Origin of the sequence: Caballeronia sp. SBC1 (genome assembly GCF_011493005.1) — a bacterium.
Taxonomy (GTDB): Bacteria; Pseudomonadota; Gammaproteobacteria; order Burkholderiales; family Burkholderiaceae; genus Caballeronia.
In genome coordinates, this window is sequence record NZ_CP049158.1 from 1,069,601 (window position 1) to 1,090,590 (window position 20,990).

18 protein-coding genes and 2 pseudogenes are annotated in these 20,990 nt (G+C 59.7%); 7 read left to right on the forward strand and 13 right to left on the reverse strand.

The window, feature by feature from the left end:
• Nucleotides 1-5: 5 nt before the first annotated feature.
• The 5 genes and pseudogenes from SBC1_RS31635 to SBC1_RS31655 all read right to left on the reverse strand — a co-directional run.
• Complete coding sequence (locus tag SBC1_RS31635; RefSeq protein WP_165104276.1) at nt 6-1,409, reverse strand: efflux transporter outer membrane subunit; 1,404 nt, start codon at nt 1,407-1,409, stop codon at nt 6-8.
• Between the two features lie 8 nt (nt 1,410-1,417).
• A complete protein-coding gene (locus tag SBC1_RS31640) occupies nt 1,418-2,992 on the reverse strand; it encodes a DHA2 family efflux MFS transporter permease subunit (protein WP_165104277.1) in 1,575 nt (524 codons plus the stop codon).
• The gene (locus SBC1_RS31645) at nt 2,989-4,089 is read right to left on the reverse strand and encodes an HlyD family secretion protein (protein ID WP_165104278.1); all 1,101 of its coding nucleotides are present in this window, start codon (nt 4,087-4,089) and stop codon (nt 2,989-2,991) included. The genes SBC1_RS31640 and SBC1_RS31645 overlap by 4 nt, the downstream gene beginning before the upstream one ends.
• A gap of 61 nt (nt 4,090-4,150) precedes the next feature.
• A complete protein-coding gene (locus SBC1_RS31650) occupies nt 4,151-4,573 on the reverse strand; it encodes a MarR family winged helix-turn-helix transcriptional regulator (RefSeq protein WP_165104279.1) in 423 nt (140 codons plus the stop codon).
• Nucleotides 4,574-4,685: 112 nt separating this feature from the next.
• Nucleotides 4,686-4,835 (reverse strand): annotated as a pseudogene (locus SBC1_RS31655) (LysR family transcriptional regulator); the annotation flags it as partial.
• 123 nt (nt 4,836-4,958) lie between these two features.
• On the opposite strand from SBC1_RS31655, the gene SBC1_RS31660 reads away from it, so the two are divergent.
• The 4 genes from SBC1_RS31660 to SBC1_RS31675 are packed head-to-tail and all read left to right on the forward strand — an operon-like array spanning nt 4,959 to nt 7,986.
• Nucleotides 4,959-5,699 (forward strand): IclR family transcriptional regulator, encoded by a 741-nt coding sequence (locus tag SBC1_RS31660; protein WP_165104280.1) that lies wholly within the window; start codon nt 4,959-4,961, stop codon nt 5,697-5,699.
• 50 nt (nt 5,700-5,749) lie between these two features.
• Nucleotides 5,750-6,496, forward strand: coding sequence for a transporter substrate-binding domain-containing protein (locus SBC1_RS31665; protein ID WP_165104281.1), 747 nt, complete (start codon nt 5,750-5,752; stop codon nt 6,494-6,496).
• Between the two features lie 42 nt (nt 6,497-6,538).
• Nucleotides 6,539-7,204: an amino acid ABC transporter permease gene (locus tag SBC1_RS31670; RefSeq protein ID WP_165104282.1), complete on the forward strand. Its 666-nt coding sequence runs from the start codon at nt 6,539-6,541 to the stop codon at nt 7,202-7,204.
• 2 nt (nt 7,205-7,206) lie between these two features.
• On the forward strand, nt 7,207-7,986 hold the full coding sequence (locus SBC1_RS31675; protein WP_165104283.1) for an amino acid ABC transporter ATP-binding protein: 780 nt from the start codon (nt 7,207-7,209) through the stop codon (nt 7,984-7,986).
• Nucleotides 7,987-8,027: 41 nt separating this feature from the next.
• Here the strand turns inward: SBC1_RS31675 and SBC1_RS31680 are convergent, their stop codons facing one another.
• Both SBC1_RS31680 and SBC1_RS31685 read right to left on the reverse strand, forming a co-directional pair.
• Nucleotides 8,028-8,468 carry a hypothetical protein gene (locus SBC1_RS31680; protein WP_241202300.1) on the reverse strand — a complete coding sequence of 147 codons (441 nt, stop codon included), beginning with the start codon at nt 8,466-8,468 and terminating at the stop codon, nt 8,028-8,030.
• A gap of 582 nt (nt 8,469-9,050) precedes the next feature.
• Nucleotides 9,051-10,022, reverse strand: coding sequence for a GlxA family transcriptional regulator (locus SBC1_RS31685; RefSeq protein ID WP_165104285.1), 972 nt, complete (start codon nt 10,020-10,022; stop codon nt 9,051-9,053).
• Between the two features lie 356 nt (nt 10,023-10,378).
• Here SBC1_RS31685 and SBC1_RS31690 point away from each other — a divergent pair, with 356 nt between their 5' ends.
• The 3 genes and pseudogenes from SBC1_RS31690 to SBC1_RS31700 form a co-directional block, all read left to right on the forward strand.
• Nucleotides 10,379-11,068: an HD domain-containing protein gene (locus SBC1_RS31690; protein WP_165104286.1), complete on the forward strand. Its 690-nt coding sequence runs from the start codon at nt 10,379-10,381 to the stop codon at nt 11,066-11,068.
• Between the two features lie 207 nt (nt 11,069-11,275).
• On the forward strand, nt 11,276-12,151 hold the full coding sequence (locus SBC1_RS31695; RefSeq protein ID WP_165104287.1) for a TauD/TfdA family dioxygenase: 876 nt from the start codon (nt 11,276-11,278) through the stop codon (nt 12,149-12,151).
• Nucleotides 12,152-12,390: 239 nt separating this feature from the next.
• Nucleotides 12,391-12,965 (forward strand): annotated as a pseudogene (locus SBC1_RS31700) (ABC transporter permease); the annotation flags it as partial.
• A 216-nt stretch (nt 12,966-13,181) separates the two neighbouring features.
• On the opposite strand, the gene SBC1_RS31705 reads toward SBC1_RS31700, so the two are convergent.
• From SBC1_RS31705 to SBC1_RS31730, 6 genes are all read right to left on the reverse strand, one after another.
• A complete protein-coding gene (locus SBC1_RS31705; RefSeq protein ID WP_165104288.1) occupies nt 13,182-14,588 on the reverse strand; it encodes an OprD family outer membrane porin in 1,407 nt (468 codons plus the stop codon).
• 298 nt (nt 14,589-14,886) lie between these two features.
• A complete protein-coding gene (gene oppF, locus SBC1_RS31710; protein WP_165104289.1) occupies nt 14,887-15,870 on the reverse strand; it encodes a murein tripeptide/oligopeptide ABC transporter ATP binding protein OppF in 984 nt (327 codons plus the stop codon).
• Complete coding sequence (locus SBC1_RS31715) at nt 15,863-16,861, reverse strand: ABC transporter ATP-binding protein (RefSeq protein ID WP_165104290.1); 999 nt, start codon at nt 16,859-16,861, stop codon at nt 15,863-15,865. The genes oppF and SBC1_RS31715 overlap by 8 nt, the downstream gene beginning before the upstream one ends.
• A 5-nt stretch (nt 16,862-16,866) precedes the next feature.
• Nucleotides 16,867-17,769, reverse strand: coding sequence for an ABC transporter permease subunit (locus SBC1_RS31720; RefSeq protein WP_165104291.1), 903 nt, complete (start codon nt 17,767-17,769; stop codon nt 16,867-16,869).
• 31 nt (nt 17,770-17,800) lie between these two features.
• Nucleotides 17,801-18,721: an ABC transporter permease subunit gene (locus SBC1_RS31725; protein ID WP_165104292.1), complete on the reverse strand. Its 921-nt coding sequence runs from the start codon at nt 18,719-18,721 to the stop codon at nt 17,801-17,803.
• 95 nt (nt 18,722-18,816) lie between these two features.
• Nucleotides 18,817-20,517, reverse strand: a complete 1,701-nt coding sequence (locus SBC1_RS31730) for a peptide ABC transporter substrate-binding protein (RefSeq protein ID WP_165104293.1) — start codon at nt 20,515-20,517, stop codon at nt 18,817-18,819.
• Between the last annotated feature and the right edge of the window lie 473 nt (nt 20,518-20,990).

The window sequence follows — 20,990 nt, forward strand, 5'->3', positions numbered from 1 at the left end:
ACGCATTAGTCCTGCTTTGCTTCGCTCCAGCCGCCGCCGAGCGAACGGTACAACGCGACGGCCGCCAGCGCGTGTTCACGCTTCGCCTGGTTCAGCGCATCCGAGTCCTGCAGATAGGCTTCCTGCGCCGCGAGTACATCGAGGAAACCGCTCGCACCGCCCTTATAAAGTTGCGTGGAGAGGCGTAGCGACTGATCGGAGGATTGCAATGCTTCCTTCAGGCGGTCAGCCTGCTCCGACGTGCTGACAAGATCGGTGCGCGTATCCTCCACATCTTTCAGCGCCTGCAGCATGGTCTGCCGGAGACGCAGATCGGATTCGCCCATGCGGCTTTGGCTCTGCTCGATGCCAGCCGTGATGCGCCCGGCATTGAAGATAGGACTGGTCGCATTGAGCGCGGCGCTGAAGAGGTTGTCCGTGAGCGTGGGCAAGCCAAGATACGACGACGCCAGCAAACCGTCGGTCAGCTGCAGCGAAAATTTCGGGTAGCGATCCGCCTGCGCCACGCCCACTTCGGCCGCGCGTTGCGTGAGCTCGGCGTAGGCACTACGGACATCAGGACGGCGCAGCAACGCCTCCGAGGGCAGCATCTGCGGCACCGCGTTCGAGGGCGTGGGGATGGCGGCGGGCCTGGCCAGCACAAGGGTATCGACGGATTCTGGCGTGCGCCCCGAGTACACCGCGATCAAACTTAGCTGATGTTGAATGGTGGCGTCGGCACGCGGCAAACGCGCTTGCAACTCGCTCAACTGGTTCTGCGCGCGGGTGACGTCAAGGCGCGGCGAAAGCCCGTATTGCATGCGTTCTTGCGTCAGGCGCAGCGCACGTTCCCGGATCGCGATGTTGTCCCGCAGGATCTTCTGTTCGCTTTGGGCCCAGCGTAAATCTACATACGCCGATGCCGTATTTGCCGCGAGCGCGAGACGAAGAGCATCGACATCATGTTGACGGCCCGTCAATTGCGCCTGTGCCGCCAGCAGCTCAAGGCGCTCGCCGCCGAATACGTCGGGCGTCCAGCCAAGCGTTACGCCGAAACCTGCCTGACGAACATAGCCCAGCGGCGGCGGCGTGTTCTGGCGCGCATCGGCGGCGTTGGCGCTCGCGTCGAGTTCCGGCAGAAGCGCCGCGCGGCGCTGCGTAGTCACGGCCTGCGCCTGTTTCACCCGCTCCAGTGCAGCTTGCACATCCAGGTTCTGGCTCAACACCGAGCTCACCAGTTCATGCAGCACGGGGTCACCGAATTGCTCCCACCATGCGGCCGCATCCATGTTGTCTTGTGGCGCGTCGATGCTCCAGTTCGCGGGCGCTATTGACTGTACGGTCGATGGTAAATCCGCATGACTCGCGGGTTGCACGGCGCACGCCGCAAGTGTCGTGCTTGCTGCGAGTGCCAATAAAATCTTATACATGGTCGACCTCAATGAGCGTCAGGAGAAGGCGGCGCGGCGCCGATAGGCCGCACGAAAATCACGCTGACGATGCCGACGGCGAAACACATCGCGAGTACGTAGAAGGTGTCGGAGAAGGTCATCACCAGCGCTTCGCGAAACACCAACGCATGCAAGTTGGCGAGGCCTGCGTTGGTTGCGTTCAGCGCATCTCCGGCCACTGAACCCCAGTGCGCAAACTGCCTCGACAGGAACGCTTGCGTCTCCGGACTGCCCGTCGTGACGCTTTCGCTAATGCGCAGATAGTGAAAATTCAGCCGATCGTTGAGCATGGTCGCGCTGACAGCAATGCCGATCGCGCCGCCGAGATTACGCATCAGGTTGAACAGGCCGCTCGCCGACTTCAGGCGCGATTGGGGCAGCGACCCCAGCGCCATGGTCACGATAGGCGGCACCGCGAACTGCTGGCCAATCCCGCGCAGCGCCTGCGGTAATAGCAGTTGCTGCCAGCCCCAGTCGTTCGTGAGCGGCACATAGAAATAGCAGCCAAGACCAAAACACACGAGGCCAAAGAGCAGACACCAACGCATGTCAACGAGACGTGAGGTGAACGCATAGGCACCAAGCGCAAGCAACTGAAACACGCCCACGGACAGCAACGCAATCCCGATCTGCAGCGAATCCAGTTCACGCACGCGGCTGAGGAACAGCGGCGTGAGAAACACCGCGACGAAGATGCCGATACCCGTGACGAACGACAGCAAACAGCCGATCGCAAAGTTCCTGACCGCGAGCGCGCGCAGATCGACAACGGGATCTTTCGCAGTGAACGCATGCACGAGGAACAGGAAACCGCAGATAGCGGAGATCCACGTGCAGGCGATGATCACATCGTCACCGAACCAGTTCTTGCGCGGCCCCTCTTCGAGCACGTATTCAAGGCAGCCAAGGAACCCCGACATCAACGCGATGCCCAGGTAGTCGCCCTTCTTCAGCAACGACAGATCAGGTTCGTCGATATGCACGAACTTCGGTACGAGGATCGCAACCACCAGCCCCGGCCCGAGGTTCAGGTAGAACAACCAATGCCATGACCATTGCGACGTGATCCATCCACCAATCACCGGACCGATCGCGGGGGCGAGCGAAGCAAGCGCGCCGATCGTGGTCGATGCAATCAGGCGCTGCTTGCCGGGGAACAGCACGAATGCCGTGGTGAAAACGGTCGGGATCATCGCTGCGCCGAGCGCACCTTGCAGGCCGCGGAAAATGATCATCGAATTGATGTCCCACGCGAGGCCGCACAGCATGCTCGTGATGGTGAAACCGACCGCGGAAGCCACGAACAGCCAGCGCGTGGAGAACACCTTAGAGAGCCAACCAGACATCGGGATCACGAGGATTTCCGCGATGAGATATGAGGTCTGCACCCACGACAGTTCGTCCTGGCTCGCCGACAAACCGCCGCCAATATCCTTCAACGACGACGCCACGATCTGGATGTCCAGCGTCGCCATGAAAAAACCCAGGCACATCAGCGCGAACGCGAAAACACGCTGTTTTGTGGGCTGGTTGGCGGGGTTCAGTGGAACCGCCGGGCTCATGACCGGCTCGCGCTGTCGAGGTGAACCTTCACCGTCGCCGAGAGGCCGGCGCGCAGTACGTCCTGTTTGTCCTTCGGTACGTCGAGGCGAATCCGCACCGGGACGCGTTGCACGATCTTCGTGAAATTGCCGGTCGCATTCTCTGGAGGCAGCACGCTGAAGGTCGCCCCCGTCGCGGGCGCGAGGCTTTCCACATGACCTTCAAAAATCCCGCTGGAAGCGTCGAGCTCAACGTCCGCGCGGTCGCCCACATGCATCTTCTTAAGCTGGTCTTCCTTGAAGTTCGCGTCGATCCACAAGCCGTCGGCGGGCACGATCGTCAGCAGCGATGCCCCCGTGTTCGCGAGCATGCCCACGCGCGCCGTCCGGTTGCCGACATACCCGTCCACGGGTGCGCGGATGGTCGTGTACTCCACGTTCAGTTGTGCTACGCGCCACAACGCTTCAGCGGTCGCGACACGCGCACGGGCGTCGTCTATTTGTGCGGCAAGCACGGCGAGCTGACGTTGCGAGGCAAGCGCCGCTGCGTTGCTGTTATCGAGCGTGGCGCGGGCCTTCAGGTAATCCGCATCCGCACGTTCGACCACCTGGTTCGATACCGCCTCGTCCTTGACGAGTTGCCGGTAACGCACCTGGTCGGATGCACTGCGCGTGAGCTCCGCCGCCGATGCCCGCACCTCGGCCTGGCTCTGGTTGATCACGGCGGCCTGCAGCTGCTGCTTCGCCTCCAGCTCCGCGACGGCGGCGCGAGCGCCCTGCACGTCGGCATCGGCCTGTGCGAGCCGGGCGTCGTAGTCCCGCGAGTCAAGCCGGATCAGCACCTGGTTCGCCTTCACGCGCTGGTTGTCGGTGACCAGCAGTTCGGTCACGAAACCGTTCACCTTCGGCGCCATCACCGTCACGTTGCCGCCAACGTAGGCGTCATCCGTGCTTTGCACGAAACGCAGCACGGTGAACCAGTATGTCGAGGCTGCGGCGACCACGACCACCACCACGATGATCGCGAGCGGCATCCAGCCAATACGAAAAGACCGCCGCGCTCCGCGCTCAGCCGTGGGCGCGGCGGTGGACGAAAGCTGCGTGGAAGGAGTGGTCATCGGTGTGTCCTGTTGGTTGCGTCGATTGGTTTCTGCGGGTCGGGCGAGCGGGTCGCATGATTCACTCGCTGGTCAGGCGGAACAGTTCGCGCCGCAGACGCGCCGCCTGCTGGCGCCCGAACTTCGCCTCGAATTCTTCTTGTGCCGCTTGCCAGTGCCGCAGCGCGTCGGCGAGTCTCGTCCGTCCGCCTTCGGTCAGCGTCAACTGCAAACGCCGCTGGCAAGGTCCGCCCAGCTTCGTCATGACCAGCCCGCTACGCACCAATGGCTGCAGCACCCGGACCAGCGTCGTACGCTCCATCACCATGGCCTGTGCGAGTTCCGCCATCGTCATGTCCGGCATGCGTTCAAGCGCGGAGACAATGCTGAATTGCGTCGGCGTGATTTGTACCGCGGACAAGTGCCGCTCATATAACTGCGAGATGTGCCGCGCGGCTTGGCGAACCGCAAAACAGTCATCGTGTCGTGGAGGACTTATGTGCATGTGCACAGGTTATGTGTGCATATGCACTTCGTCAACTGTTATCGCGTGCATCAATTTAATGACGAATCTGTTAACAATCGAAATGGAATAAATGCGAAATAAAAATGAAAGCAGAGATATGGCGTGTGGTGCGGTGAAAGAGCTGGTTGCCTAGCCGCTGCTCGAGCGTGGCGATGGCGCGCGATACGACCGGGGGCGACACGCCAAGGAGATCAGCGGCGCGCGTGAAACTTTTCGCCTCCACGACCGCACGGATTCTGATGCAAGCCGGATTTTTTGCCGATCATCGTGTCGCGCTGAACGGGAAACTGGTCGGGTCAGCTCATTTTCTCATCCGATAAGAATTGATTTCTTTCTTTGAGAATTGGCGAGAGAGACTTGCATCATGAGACAGCCAGTCGAATCTTCCTCCGTGGTCGATCGCGTCCTCCACGCGCTGACCAGCGTCGCCCGAGCAGGACGACCGATCGGCGCCAAGCAGATCGCAGCGGATATTGGCGCGCCTCTATCCACCGTGTACCGGCTCCTGGGCTCACTCAAGCAGTGGGGACTCTTGCAGGAGCACGCAAATTCCGGCCTGTTCGAGCCGGGTCCGTCGAGCGTGCAGCTAGCCTGGGGGTTCGACCAGAACGCGCAGCTCGTCACCCAAAGCCGCGACGAAATCCGGGCGCTCGTGCAGCGGACCGGCGAGAGCGTCGGCTTGCTCGTACCGATCAACGACACGGTCGTGTGCCTCTCGATGGTCGAAAGCGACCAGCCGCTGCGCTGCTCGTTCGCCCGTGGCCGCACGCATCCGTTGACACGCGGCGCTTCAGCGAAAGCATTGCTCGCGTTTTTGCCTGAAGCAAAAGCCGATGCCCTGATCGCGGGCAGCACACCCGACGATGCTGAAAGCGCCGCCGCGCTGCGTGCGCAACTCGAGGAGATCCGCCGCCGACGCTTTGCGACGAGCGAGAGCGAAGTCGATATCGGCGTATGGGGCGTGAGCGCGCCGCTTATATCGGATGCAGGACGGCTGGAAGGAACCATCACCTTGATGGCGCCAGTTGCGCGCATTGCAGGACGTGAAGCCGAACTGACGCACCTCACGCGCGCTGCGGCAGATCGCATCGGCTACAAGCTTTGAACCGCCTTATTTTTAACGTTGCGTGGTCCACGCTATCCAAGGAAACCAGCATGAAACTGATCCAGGCACTGTCCGCCCTCGCGCTCGCCGTGGTAGTTAGCGTGGCCGCCGCGCCCGCCGCTCGCGCCGCCGATGACACCATCCGCGTGGCAACCGACGCGACCTTCCCCCCGCTCGAATTCGTCAAGGACGGCAAGCGCACGGGCTTTGACATTGAGTTGATCGAAGCCATGGCCAAGATCATGCACAAGAAGGTGCAGTGGGTGGACATCGACTTCAAGGGCCTGATTCCAGGGCTGATCGCGAATCGCTTCGACGTCGCCGCGTCTGGCATCTACATGACGGACGAACGCCGCAAGGTCGTCGATTTCACCGATCCTTACTACAAGGGCGGCCTCGTTGTGCTGGTGCGCAAGAACGACACGTCGATCAAGACACCCGCCGATCTCGACGGCAAGAAAGTGACCGTGCAGGTCGGCACGAAGTCAGTCGCCTTCCTGAAAGACAACTATCCGAAGGTACAGCGGGTGGAAGTTGAAAAAAACCAGGAGATGTTTGACCTGGTGAACATTGGCCGCGCCGATGCCGCGGTCACCGGGCGCCCCGCCGCTGTTGAATACGCGAAGGCGCAGCCTAACGTCCGTGTACTCGACAAGGGACTCACCACCGAGCTGTACGGCTTCGCGCTGCGCAAGGACGAAACCGCGCTGACGGCAGAGATGAACAAGGCACTCCAGACACTGCGCGCTAACGGCACATACGACGCGCTTACGACGAAGTGGTTCGGCAAGCAATAACACAGTAGCGCAGTAACGCAGCGGCCCTTACCGGAGTAACCGATGACGCTCGATTTTTCACCCGTATGGGCGAGCTGGGAAGCACTCGCGACGGGCGCGGCGACGACTATCGAAGTCACGGCCTGCTCACTCGTACTCGGCTGCGTGTTGGGTCTGCTGGTGGGGATCGGCAGACTCGCGCCGCAGCGCCGTGTGGTCTACGGCATCTGCACCGCGTATCTCACGTTCATACGCGGCACGCCCTTGCTCGTGCAGCTTTTCATCCTGTTCTTCGGTCTGCCGCAGTTCGGCATCATGCTGCCCGCGTTTGCGTGTGGCGTGCTTGGGCTGGGTGTTTATAGCGGCGCGTATGTCTCAGAGATCGTGCGAGGTTCGATTCAGTCAATGGATCGTGGCCAGATGGAAGCCGCACGATCACTTGGGATGCCTTATCGAATGGCCATGCGCAAGGTGATCCTGCCGCAAGCGTTCGTACGCATGATTCCGCCGCTCGGCAACGAGTTCATTGCGTTGATCAAGAACTCGGCGCTGGTCTCCCTGCTGACGATCAACGACCTGATGCACGAAGGCGAGAAGATCATTAGCGTGTCGTACCGGTCGCTGGAAGTGTACATAGTGATCGCGTTCATCTACCTGATCCTGACGAGCGCGACGTCGCTGGTGTTGCGCAAGACAGAAAAATCGCTGCGTGCCGACGGGAGGGTCTGACCATGAGCGCAACCGTGAATGAACCCATTGTTTCGGTCCGACAACTGGCGAAATCGTTCGGACCCAACCGGGTGTTGAACGGTATCGATATGGACGTCCAGCCGTCTCAGGTGATTGTGGTCATCGGACCAAGCGGGTCAGGCAAGAGCACCTTTCTGCGCTGCCTGAACGGGCTGGAAACGGCCGAGGAAGGCACGGTCCGGATCTGCGGCCACGCGCTTGTGGACAACGGCCGGATGATCGATGAGAGCGGCCTGAACCGAATCCGCAAGGATGTGGGCATGGTATTTCAATCGTTCAACCTGTTTCCGCACTTGACTGTGCTGCAGAACATCACGCTCGCGCCGCGCTCGCTGGCCCGCGTGAGCGCGGTGGAAGCTGACGCCCAAGCGCGCGCCCTGCTGGCGAAGGTCGGGCTCGGTCACAAGGCAGATGTTTATCCGGGCACGTTGTCCGGTGGCCAGAAGCAACGCGTGGCGATTGCACGGGCGCTTGCGATGCACCCGCAAGTCATGCTCTTCGACGAACCCACTTCCGCATTGGATCCCGAACTCGTCGGTGAAGTGCTGCAGGTCATGCAGGCTCTGGCGAGCGAAGGCATGACCATGCTGATCGTCACGCATGAAATGAATTTTGCGCGCGATGTAGCGGACACGGTCGTGGTAATGGACCATGGCAGCGTGATAGAAGCAGGGCCGCCGGCACAGATTTTCGGGGCGCCGCGCGAAGCCCGCACACGCAGTTTCCTGCAAGCCGTCTTGTCGCGCGAACAGGCGGCATAAGCATGAAACTGAGCAAGCAACTGAGCAGAAACCGCAAGGCCTCAGGATGCCCCGGTCTCTGCCGGGTAGGGCCAGCGGCTGAACCGCGATTCCGGCCTGGCTTCATCAGACGGCACCTGCAAACCTTCCGCAAACCACGCCACTTCGGTTCTGCGCTCCTTTACATAACGCTCCCACCCCTTGGCGTTGCCGGCGAAGAGATCATGCTGCACCGTCGACGCCAGCAATGGCCGGTTCAGGTCTTCATCGAGCAGAGTTTTCGGCCAAAGAAAAAACGCAGCAGTCGCGCGCTCGCTCACCTGATGCGGGGTCATGGCCGCATCGAGATATCCGAGCCATGTAAAACTATTCAGCGAGTCCTCACGGGCAATTGCGTCACCGAGCGTGGCGTAGCGCTGGCCGCTACGCGACAAGCATGACAGTGCCTCCAGCACATCGCCCAGATGCAGCAACAGCGCACGTCGTTCATAAGCATCTTTCATTAATATCTCCAGATTCATTGATTCAGGCTGCTAGCGGCAAGGCGGGTTGCTCAGCATTGCGTCGTCGTTCGTCCGCGTTCCAATCGACTACGCCCTGCGCGTTTCCTTGAGCGAATTGTTGGCAAGCCGCAGGTCGGCAATGTCATAACTGATCCTCGATCAGGGCCGCCCGCAAGCGACTCGAGAAGTGCGGCCCGAGCGGGTTGCGGCTTCGGCCCAATGACCAAGAACAACCACGAACAAACATTCATAAGCGGAAACGGCGGCCGCCGCTCGGCGCCCCGTGCCTCCCGGTTTGATATGTTCCAAGCGTGGGTCCGAGAAAACCGCTCACTCGCGGCCATGCGGGTGTTGCGTGAGCATGAAGTGGTCCCGCCCGCGTCAGCCGGTAACGCATGACTCCAACGTGTCCGGCCCATCGGTTTTCGACATCGGCGCATCCGTATCCGGTCATCAGCGATCACGTTACGACCGATCGTTCGCGCCATCAAGTCGTCCGCACCAAAGCGTCTGGCATACATGGCGGTGGCTAAAAATCTCACTAAAAACATTGAAAACCGAAAGGCAGCATAAGCGTCATCGTCAAACGTCAGCTCCAAGTTTCTGAAAGCTCAGACGGTAATCATTCGGCGACACCCCCAGGCGTTGCCGGAACACAATTCGCATGCGGTCCGCCGTGCCGAAGCCACACTCATACGCGACCGTCTTCAACGGTGTCGTGCTGCTTTCCAGCGCGTTTCGTGCTGCATCAATACGCGCTCGCTCCACGAAATCATGCGGTGTCACACCGGTCGCCTCGACGAACGCGCGCGCGAAATTACGCTCGCTCATGCCCGCGATCTGCGCCAGCTTTTCAACCGTCATACGTTCAGCGATATGCTCCATCACGTATGCCTGCACCTTGGCTGCAGGCGACGTCTCGTCGGCAGGCGCACTCAGGTACGGGCTGAATTGCGACTGGCCGCCGCGGCGCTGCGCAAATACCACCAGACGCTTGGCGACCGCGAGCGCAATACGCGGGCCATGATCCTCGGCGACGAGCGCGAGCGCGACATCAATACCCGCCGTTACGCCCGCCGATGTCACGAGGTTGCCATCGCGAATATGAATACGGTCGAGCTCGACCCGGGCCAGCGGAAATTGCCGTGCGAGTTGTGGCGCATTTTGCCAGTGAGTTGTGACATGACGGCCATCGATCAGACCGGCATGACCCAGCGCGAACGCGCCGGTGCAGATCGAGCCGTAGCGCTCGCAACCCGAAGCAACGTCGCGCAGCCAGGTGCTCAGGCGCGGATCGGGGGGATCGGAGGCTAGCCCGGGACCACCCGCCACGAGGGCGACGTCGTAATGCTGCTGCGGCGCCTCGCACGTAATGTCCGCGAGCATCCGTGTGCCGTTCGACGTGCGCACCGGCCCGTTGTCCACGCTGACCAGCGTGATCGCGTACCCCTCGCCTGAAGCGACGAAACCGTTCGCTTCGGCGAATACGTCGAGTGGACCTGCCACATCGAGCGCCTGCACTTGCGGAAAAATCGCGATGGCGACGCTACGCATGAAGTCAATGCTCCTTGTCGACCAGAGTTGGCGCTTCAGCGCTTGCTCTGGTCCCATGCAATTCATTGCGGTCGACCCGGAGTTGGCGCTTCAGCGCCTTACTCTGGTCCCATACCGCTTACCCCAGTCCCATGAAAAACGGCTGTTCTATCAAGCGTTTCCCCCGCTTGGCAGGAGACGCCGTGCGGTTGGCAGACTTCGACGGACCCATTGCATTGCGGCCATGACCGCTCGCGGCGACACTGAATTCGTCGTCCACCCCCTTTCGCTTCTCCCGATGATCCACCCGGAACGACGCATTTTAGCAAGGTGTTCGCGGCATCGAGGACAAGCCCAACATTCAAGGAGCATTGAACATGACCACTACCATCGCAGGCATCCGTATTCCCGACAGCGCCATGGCGCGCGCCGCGACCGAGCTCGTTCGCGATACCGAGCCGGACCTGCTCTATAACCACTCGCGCCGCGTATTCCTGTTTGGCGCGCTGACCGGAGAACGGCGTCAGTTGGCCTATGACTCAGAGCTGCTCTACATCGGCGCCATGTTCCATGACATGGGCCTGATCGATGCGTACAGCAGCCCGAATGATCGCTTCGAAGTGGACGGTGCGAACGCTGCGCGCGACTTCCTCAAAGGTTATGGCATTGGCGAGCACGACATAGAACAGGTCTGGGATTCAATTGCATTGCACACCACGCCGGGTATCCCGCAACACAAGAAGCCGGTGGTCGCACTGGTCACGGCCGGCGTTGAGATGGACGTACTTGGACTCGCCTACGACGAATTCAGCGAGTCACAACGCAAACAAGTGATCGCCGTACATCCGCGTGAAGTTAATTTCAAGGAAGGGATCATTGATGCGTTCGCTCACGGCACGATCAAGAAGCCGGAGAGCACGTTCGGCAACGTGAAAGCCGATGTCCTCGCGCTCAAGGACCCCGCGTACAAGCGCCTGAATTTCTGCAGCCTGATCCTGGGGTCGTCATGGAATGACAGCCCGGCCGGATGCGGTCATTGCAACAATCCAGCGCATGACCATCACTGATTCTGCGGACCTGAATGGCCGCCCCTCTACTGGGGCGGCCCGTTTATCGTTAAAACAGATAAGCGTATGGGATTTGGTTCGTTGACCTTGTTCGCACGGGATTTTAGATTCGGGATCTGACCTCGGTTTTTGCGGCGTGCCGTTTCAGCGCATTCACGCCGCTTCACCTGAAGCGCTCCCGCCCCGAATTGAATTAACGAGTCCCGCGTGACGACCTTATCCCCACACCAGACCATCGAGATCACACCGTTTAAAGATGCTCCGTTGGGCGCCGAAGTAACCGGTCTCGACCTGAGCCAGCCGCTTGCCGACGAAGATTTCAAGCGCATCCATCGCGCGCACCTCGATCATCACGTGGTCGTGTTCCGCGACCAGCGCATCACGCCCGGCCAGCAAATCAGCTTCAGCCGCCGTTTCGGTCCGCTGCAAATCCACGTGCTGCACCAGTTCCAGCTGACCGGCCACCCGGAGATCCTGATCGTCTCCAATGTGCTGGAAAACGGCAAGCCGATCGGTCTCGGCGATGCCGGGCATTTCTGGCATTCGGACCTGTCGTACAAGGAAACACCAAGCCTCGGTTCCTTGCTGCACGCGCAAGAATTGCCCCCGGAAGGCGGCGACACGCTGTTCGCCAACATGCATCTGGCATGGGATACGCTGCCGCAAGCGCTCCGTGACGCCGTGAACGGGCGCTCCGCCGAGCACACCTATCTGGCGAAATATGCCGAGTTGCAAAAGCGCAGCCCGTGGCGCCCCAACCTCTCGGCCGAACAGATCGCGCAGGTAAAACCGGTCGTGCATCCGATCATTCGCACGCATCCGGAAACGGGCCGCAAGGCACTATTCGTGAGCGAGCATTTCACCACGCGCGTGATCGGCTTGCCGGAAGACGAGAGCCGCGACCTGCTGCTAGCCCTCTTTGAACACAGCGTGCGCGACGTGCATATCTATCGGCACGTATGGCGCGAGCACGACCTCGTGTTCTGGGACAACCGGTCCCTCATGCACCTCGCAGCGGGCACGCCCGATCATCTGCGTAGAAAGATGTATCGAACGACGATCGAAGGCGATACGCCGTTCTGAGAGTCCATACGCCCTGCTTCCAATTCAATTCTAAAAACACTTCTTCGGACTTTCGATGCCGCTTCCTTTCTTCTCCCGACGGGGACCTCGGGGTTCCCGTTCGTCGTTGCGCTCGCTTACTACTGCGCTTATCTCGTTCTCTGTTGCCCTCTCGTCGCTCGGTACGGCTATGCCCGCACACGCCGAGGGTACCCTCCGAATCGCGTAGCAGTTCGGCGTGGTGTATCTGCTGCTGAACGGGTTATCTGCTCGGCGTGGCGCTGGCGTTCCTGTTGACGTCGCTTGCGGTGTCCACTCGTTTTGGCCGGGACCTGCTGTCCATGCTGACCGCGATGTTCAATCCTTTGCCATCAATCGCGCTGCTACCGCTCGCGTTGCTGTGGTTCGGGCTGGGCGCTGGGAGCCTGTTGTTTGTGCTCGTGCATTCGGTGCTGTGGCCGCTCGCGTTGAACACCTACTCGGCTTTCAGCCCGTACCGGAAACGCTGCGCATGACCGACCGCAACTACGGGCTGAAGGGGCTTCGGCATGTGCTGCTGATTCTGGTCCCCGCAGCCTTGCCTTCGATCCTCGCCGGGCTTCGTGTGGGTTGGGCGTTTGCATGGCGAACGCTGATCGCCGCGGAACTGGTGTTCGGCGCCAGCTCGGGGAATGGCGGCCTCGGCTGGTACATCTTTCAAAACCGTAACGAGCTGTATACAGATCGCGTATTCGCGGGATTGGCCGCGGTTATCGTGATCGGTCTGGTTGTAGAGCATCTCGTGTTCGATACCTTCGAACGGCTTACGATTCGTCGTTGGGGCGTGCAGCGTTAGAGGGCCTTGGATGGTTTGGACGACCTTAGACGGCCGGGGCCCAAAAAAGCCCGCCGGGCGAACTCGGCGGGCTGAACGCATGGGTGAAAAACCACGCTTTATCGACTGGGTTGTGCATGCCGGTGAGCCACGCCCATCACGCCGCTCACCTCGCCCTTTCGGCCATCCAATAGCCGTCGATTATTAAAAGACCTTCAAAACACGCTTAGAACACGCTTAGAACACATTAACCGGAACATTCACCATCAAACGATAAACGTCGCTGCTGGAATCCGAATAGTATTTGCCGCCGTGGTGATGCATGTAATAGAACTTTGCGGTCGTTCCCTTCAGCTTTCCAGAGCCAAACGTATAGGATGGAATGAAGCCGAACTCGTAGTGGGTGCCGTGAACAGGCTCGCCATTCTTCCAGTAGAGGTCATGCAGCGCGTTTGACGGATCCGCGTATCGATTCGCCATATCCGAAGCATCCGCACCCCAGCCATACGCGGTCCACAACGTCATTTTCAAGCCTGGAGCGCCATACCCGCTCATATTGACCGTGTAGCTGAGCGATAATGATTTTTCATGCGGCGCGTTGTAGTCGACATCGAGCGAATTCGCCAGATAATCGCCTGCGGACTGGCCAACATAATCGAAGAACTGATTGCTGGCGATCTGCTGGAAGCCCAGGGCTACCGTATGCGCGTTGTGCGTGCCCGACAACTGCAAGCTGTACGCGTGATTATTGATCGAGCCTTCGCGACTCTGCCCGACATCATGGGTGTAGTAATAGGTCAGCCCGCCTGTCCAGCGAATCTGTGACGGATCTCCAATACTGCGCGAGAGTGACAAATAATATTGATCCCACACGTTCTCAGCGCGGCTTCCGTATAACGACACAGCCGTGTCGTCATTGGGCGTGTAGTCCCCGCCCGCGAACGTGAAGCGGCTGAAGTGCCTCCCACCATATTCGGTCGACAACGACGAGACGCTCGTTTGACCGCGGGCCAGCACCGCGTCCACGCTACCCGCCTTGAGCGTCAGATTCTTGATCTCCTCGCTCGCGAGCGATACACCCCGGTAAGTTGGCGGCAACGCACGGTTATCGTGAGGAACAAGAAAGGGATTATCGAATAATTGTTGACCATATTTAACAACCGTGTTCGATACGCGCGCTTTCACGTCCCACACACCGGGGTAGGTCCATGCAAGCTGATTCTGACCGCTTTGCCCATCGTGATTCAAATGCACGCGGTTACCGGCGCCTTGTCCGCCGTTAAGCTTGAATGCGCTGAACAATGACGCGTCAAAACCGACACCGAATAATCCGCGCGTATACCCCGACTCAAATACCGCCTGGTTGCCGAGAACCGAAGCGTCTTTCTTCTGGATACCTTCTCCTTCCAGGTGTTCGGTATAACTGCGAAACAAAAGATTGAAATGTGAATCTTCGATAAACCCCTGGGACTTCGATTGATTACTGATCGGCGCATCCGCTTCAGAATTCGGCGGTGAACTCGGAGGTGCCTCAGTATGTCGTGTTGCAACATCGTCATCGTCTGCAAAAGCGGCAATGGATGGGCTTATCAAACCGGAGAAAACAATTAGAGATAGAGCGATTGAACGCTTTTGTTGTTTCATGTGCTTGTCTCTTATTTCTTATGGGCAGCGAGTTAAGAGGCCGATGGCCGTTCTCATATATTTTCAGCGCGCGCAAAAACGCCCACGCCGGACGCCGAACGACTCACCGGAGGGTTGTGACGGCAGGAACTACAGGGACTACAGGGACTACGAAGGCTTCACGATTGGCCGAACGACTCCCTGGCCCCCGTCAAGAACGGGGTCCATCAGAGTTGCCAGGGGGTGTCGAAACGGCCTTTAAATCGGGCGACTATTCAAGCGAGTAATCAAGCAATCAATCAAGCGAGCGAGCGAGTAATCAGGTCAGTAAGCAGGCAGCCGCGACTCCATGTTCAAGCGTGCGCAGCGGCGGCACTTCAACGGCACAACGCGCCTCCGCTATGGGGCAACGGGTATGAAAGACGCAACCCGTTGGGGGATTGATCGGGCTGGGAATGTCACTGGACAGGATCTGCACGACCTTCGTCCGCTCGATAGCCGGATTCGGTACCGGTATGGCGGAAAGCAACGCGCGCGTGTACGGATGCCGGGGACGCGCGTAAAGCGAATGTTTGTCGGCAAGTTCCATGACGTGGCCGAGATACATGACCATTACGCGGTCCGAGATATGCTTGACCACGGCCAGATCGTGCGCGATAAAGATCAGCGCAAGCTTCATTTCCTGCTGCAAGGACTTGAGCAGGTTGACGATCTGCGCCTGGATCGAAACGTCAAGGGCCGACACCGGTTCGTCGCAGACAATCAGCTTCGGCTCCACGATCAACGCACGCGCAATCCCGATACGCTGGCACTGGCCGCCCGAAAATTCGTGCGCATAGCGGTTGATCATCTGCTCGCGCAAACCGACCTTCGCCATCATTGCGCGCACCCGCTGGTTCATTTCGTCCTTCGACATACCCGGCCGATGTTCACGCAACGGTTCTGCAATGATCTGCCCGACGGTCATGCGTGGATCGAGCGAAGCCAGCGGATCCTGGAAAATCATCTGGATGTCGCGTCGCACGCCGTGCCACTGCTTCGCCGTGGCGCCGCTGAGATCCTTGCCCATCCACACGATTTCACCATGCGTAGCGGGAATGAGATTGAGGATGGCACGCGACAAGGTGGACTTGCCGCAGCCCGATTCGCCCACCACGCCGAGCGTCTCGCCGGCCTTCAGGTCGAAGCTAACGCCGTCCACGGCCTTCAGCGTGCGCGACGGCGCCCACGGCAACTTGCTCTTCGCCTTGACGTTGAAATGAACCTGGACGTTGCGTACCGACAGGATGGTTTGCTCAGACATGGGCCACCTCATGCAACGACTTCATTTGCTCGACCGGACGATTGCAGGCTCGCAGCCAAGTGGTGTCCCCGCCAAACGCTTCGAGCGGCGGCACTGACTCGGCGCAACGCTGGCTTGCGTCTATGCAGCGCTCCTGGAACGGACAGCCCGACGGCGGATGCGCCATGTTCGGCGGATTGCCGGGAATGCCGACGAGCGGCACGTCGCTTTGATCGAGCCGCGGCAACGCGCGCAGCAAACCGATGGTATAGGGATGCGAAGGACGAGCGAACAGGTTGTCCGCGTTGCATTGTTCCATCACGCGGCCGCCATACATCACCATCACTTGCTCACACAGACCAGCGACTACGCCGAGGTCATGCGTGATCAGCACGATCGCCGTGCCGAAGTCGTGTTGCAGGTTGCGCAGGAGTTGAAGAATTTGAGCCTGGACTGTGACGTCGAGCGCGGTGGTTGGTTCGTCGGCGAACAGCACTTGCGGCTCGCACAGCAACGCCATGGCGATCATCACGCGCTGGCGCATGCCACCGGACAGTTCGTGCGGGTATTGATCGATACGATGTGCGGCTTCGGGAATCCGCACCGCTTCCAGCATCTCGATCGAACGCTTCTTCGCGGCGCGGCGCGTCATGTTCTTGTGCAGTTCGAGCACTTCCGTCATCTGGCGCTCGATCGTCAGATACGGATTCAGCGACGTCATGGGGTCCTGGAAGATCATGGAAAGCCGATTACCGCGAATGCGGTTCAGCTTCTTTGCCGGCATGGTCAGCAGGTTCTCACCCTGGTAGATCGCGCTGCCCTTCGCGCGCCCGTTGGTCGCGAGCAGCCCGAGCATGGCAAGCACGCTCTGGCTCTTGCCCGATCCCGATTCCCCGACAATGCCCAGCGTGCTGCCTTCTTCCAGGTCGAAACTCACGCCGTTGACTGCGCGGACCACGGCATCGGGCGAGTCGAACGCGACTTCCAGATTATTTACCTTGAGCAGTGACATGGTGCTTACCGATCCTTCGGGTCAAGCGCGTCGCGCAGACCGTCGCCAACAAAGTTGATGCAATACAGCGTCACCGACAACAACGCCGCCGGGAACAGGAGAATCCAGGGCGCTGTTTCCATCACGCCAACGCCGTCCTGAATCAGCACACCCCAACTGGTCATGGGCTCTTGCACGCCGAGTCCAAGAAACGATAACACGGACTCCGTAAGAATAACGCCAGGAACCGTAACCGTTGTGTAAATTGCCACAATGCCGAGCAGGTTCGGAACGATGTGACGCAAGATGATGCCGCTCGTAGAGACGCCAATAGCACGCGCCGCCTCAATGTATTCCTTCGAACGGATTGCCAAGGTCTGGCCACGAACCACACGTGCCATGTCCATCCACGAGAACACCGTGATGGTGAGCACCACGAGGTAAAACTCGCGGCCGAGCAGCGTGACCATCAGAATGGCGATCAGCAGGTACGGGATCGCGTACATCATGTCGACAATACGCATCATTGCGTTGTCCACGCGCCCGCCTACGAAACCGGCAATAGCGCCCCACACAATGCCGAGCGTGACCGACGTCAGCGTGGCGAGGCCGCCGATCATCAGCGAGACACGGCCGCCGACCAGGCAGCGCACGAGCAGGTCGCGGCCAGTGTCGTCCGTGCCGAACAGATGCCAGTTTGCAAACGTTGGCGTGGAACTCATCATGTTCCAGTCGGTGGAATCGAAGGCGTTCGGCAGCAGCATGGGGCCGATCGCGCAGGCCAGCGTGATCAGCAGCAGGATCACGAGACTGGCCACGGCGGCCTTGTTGCGCGCGAAGCGCATACGGGCGTCCTGCCAGGGGCTGCGGCCTGCCACCGGCACGGCCAGCACGCTCTCGAGCGCGGGGACGAGCGTTCCTTGTTTCATTGCGGACCTCATGCTGGTTGACTCATCAAGTTCAGTAGCGGATTTTCGGATCGAGCCACGCATACGCGAGATCGACCAGCAGATTGAGCAGTACCGCGACCACCGTCACCAGCACGACCAGTCCCAGCACGAGCGTGTAATCGCGGTTGGCCGCGCCGTTCACGATCAGCTTGCCGATTCCCGGCAACGAGAACACGGACTCGGTAACGACCGCTGCCGTGATCGAGCCGATCGCGAGCGGACCAATGACCGATACAACGGGAATCATGGTGGGCCGCAGTGCGTGACGCAGCACAACGGTCCAGCGCGACAGACCCTTGGCATAGGCCGTCCTGATGTAGTTGGTGTTCATCACTTCGATTAGGCTGCCGCGTGTCACGCGACCCACGGTCGCCACGTTGATGATGGTCAGCAGCGCAACCGGCAGGACCATGTAACGCACATGAAAGCCGTTCCAGCCGCCGGCCGGCAGCCACTTCAGCAGGATCGCGAACACGAGGATCAGCACGGGTCCGATCACGAACGATGGGAATGCACTCCCCGCATTGCCGATGATCATCAGCAGATAATCCGCCGGGCTGTTGCGATAGAGCGCCGCGAAAATGCCGAGCACGACGCCGAGCACAATGGCGAGCACCATGGATACACCGCCGATAGTCAACGACACCGGCAACGCACGCAGCACGAGGTCGTTGACGCTCCAGTCGGCGTACCTGAACGATGCCCCCAGGTCGCCGTGCAACAGGCTGTTGAGATACAGCAAATACTGCTTCCACAGCGGCTCGCCGAGATGGTATTTCGCCTGCAGGTTGGCGAGCACTTCCGCGGAGACTTTACGCTCGCCGTCGAACGGACCGCCCGGGGTAGCGTGCAGCAGCAGATAGCAGACGGTGATGACTATCAGCAGGGTAGGCACCGTCAACAGCACGCGCCTCAACGTATAAGACCACATGGGACATCTCTCCTGGGGGCGCCGCGACAAAGCGCGTCACGGCAACCGCCTCTTGCTGTTTGCTGGATGATATTGCGGGGGCGTTTGCGTCGCGCTCAGTGCGCCACGATATACATGTCCTTGCTGCGGTAACGGTCCATCGGGTTCTTCAGCGAATATCCGCCCACGTAGCTTTTCACCAGCCGGACCGTGGTGTACTGCAGCAGCGGCAGGATTGGATAGTCGTCCATCACGAGCTTCGCGGCCTGGGTCTGCAACTGCGTGCGTTTAGCCTGGTCCGTGCTTTCGTTAGCTTGTCGGATCAGCGCGTCGGCCTTTGGATTGCAATTGCCGCTGTCGTTCTGGTCCGAACCACATTGCACAAGCTGCAGGAACGTGGTCGCGTCGTTATAGTCCGCGACCCAGCCATTGCGTGCAATCTGGTAGTCGCCGGCATGCCGCTTCTTCAGCAAGACCTTGAACTCCATTGCGTCGATCTGCGTGTCCAGGCCGAGCTTCGTTTTCCACTCGGAGGCCGCAAAAATAGCCATTTTCTTGTGATAGTCGCTCGTGTTCAGCGCGAAATGCAGCGTCGTGCCCGGCTTCACGCCCGCTTGTGCGAGCAGCTTCTTCGCCTCTTCCACGCGCTTCGCCATAGGCCACGTCGACCAGTCGTAAGCCGTCACGTCCGCGCCCTTCACACCCTTCACAATGACGCCGTATGCGGGGATCTGCCCGTCAGCGGTCACGCGTTGCGCGAGGATATCGCGATCGATCACCATGGAGAGCGCCTGGCGAACGCGCACGTCCTTGAGCAACGGGTCCTTGTTATTGAACGAGTAATAGCGCAGTCCGAGCATGGGAGAAAGCTTCATGTCGGCAGCAAATTCCTGCTTGTATTTGGGGTACATGCCAGACGGCAGCTGATACACCCAGTCGTTGTCGCCGGACTGGAACAGCTTGATGTCGGTGGTCTCGCTCTCAACCGGAAGGTACGTCACTTGCGACAGCTGCACATGAGCGGCGTCCCAGTATTGCGGATTGCGCGCCAGCACGAGCTTGTTGTTCACTTGCCAGTCCTTCAGCATGAACGCACCGTTGCTTACCAGCTTGCCGGGTTTGGTCCAGTCCTTGCCGTACTTATCAACCGCGGCCTTGTTCAGCGGACCGAGATTCGTATTCGACATCAGTTCAGGGATGAACGACACCGGATACGGTGTCTTGATTTCGACCGTGTACGGGTCGATTGCGCGAACGCCCAGCGTGTCCGGTGATTTTTTTCCCGCCACGATTTCAGCACCGTTCAACAAAAAGATGCCGAACGTACTGGCATACGGCGAAGCAATCTTCGGGTCGACCAGGCGCTGGCAGCCGTACACGAAATCGCTCGCGACCACCGGCTCGCCGTTGGACCACTTGGCATTCTTTCGCAGATGGAAGATCCACGTGGTTGCATCCTTCTGCTCCCATTTTTCCGCCACACCCGGCACAACGGTCCCGTCGGCATCGGTCGCGGTCAGCCCCTCGAACAGATCACGCGTGACGTTATTGGAGGGCACGCTCTCGGCCAGGTTCGGGTCCAGGGTCTCTACCTCGGACGCGTTGTTGCGCACCAGTTCCTGCTTGGCTGCGAGCTGCACGCCGGGCGGCACGATAGCCGCATGGGCCAGATGAACGTTGCTTGCGGCCGCAACGCAGACACTCGCTGCAAGGGCCGGAAGCCACTTGCCGGAAACGCGGCGATGAACAGCATCGTCCGAACGAAAAAACGCGTCAACGCGGGTGCTACGAGCAACAAGAACTGCAAACAACGTCATGGGAATCCTTATTATTTATGTGTTCATCAAGCACTGAGCGCCGGATCATTAGGGCTTTTGACCCTGTGCAACACGGCGATGCAGGCCGTTAAGTGGGCTACATGCTGCTATATGAAGTGCTTCGCGCGCCGAAGCAGACGGACGGCGGCCAGCATCTTAGCCCAACTAACATTCAGCTTTCGAATTCACAGATCAAGGGTTGGCATTGTGTACCTGCCCTTGTCGCCTATTCGTCTCGTTCTCCGACACATCGCTTTAGAATTTTTTACACATGCCCTACGAACTGACGACATAAACGAGTTTCGCCGGGAGTATTTCAGAGCAATAAAGTGGAATCCACTCACATGTGCTTATAGACCATGTGTTTTAGGTATAGGCCGGAGGTTACGGGTTTCACTTGCGCTTTATCTACGCGCGCGCGGCCGTAAGTCTGCAGGCGCGCGTGGTTCGCGCTACCATCGGCGTCCTTGAGG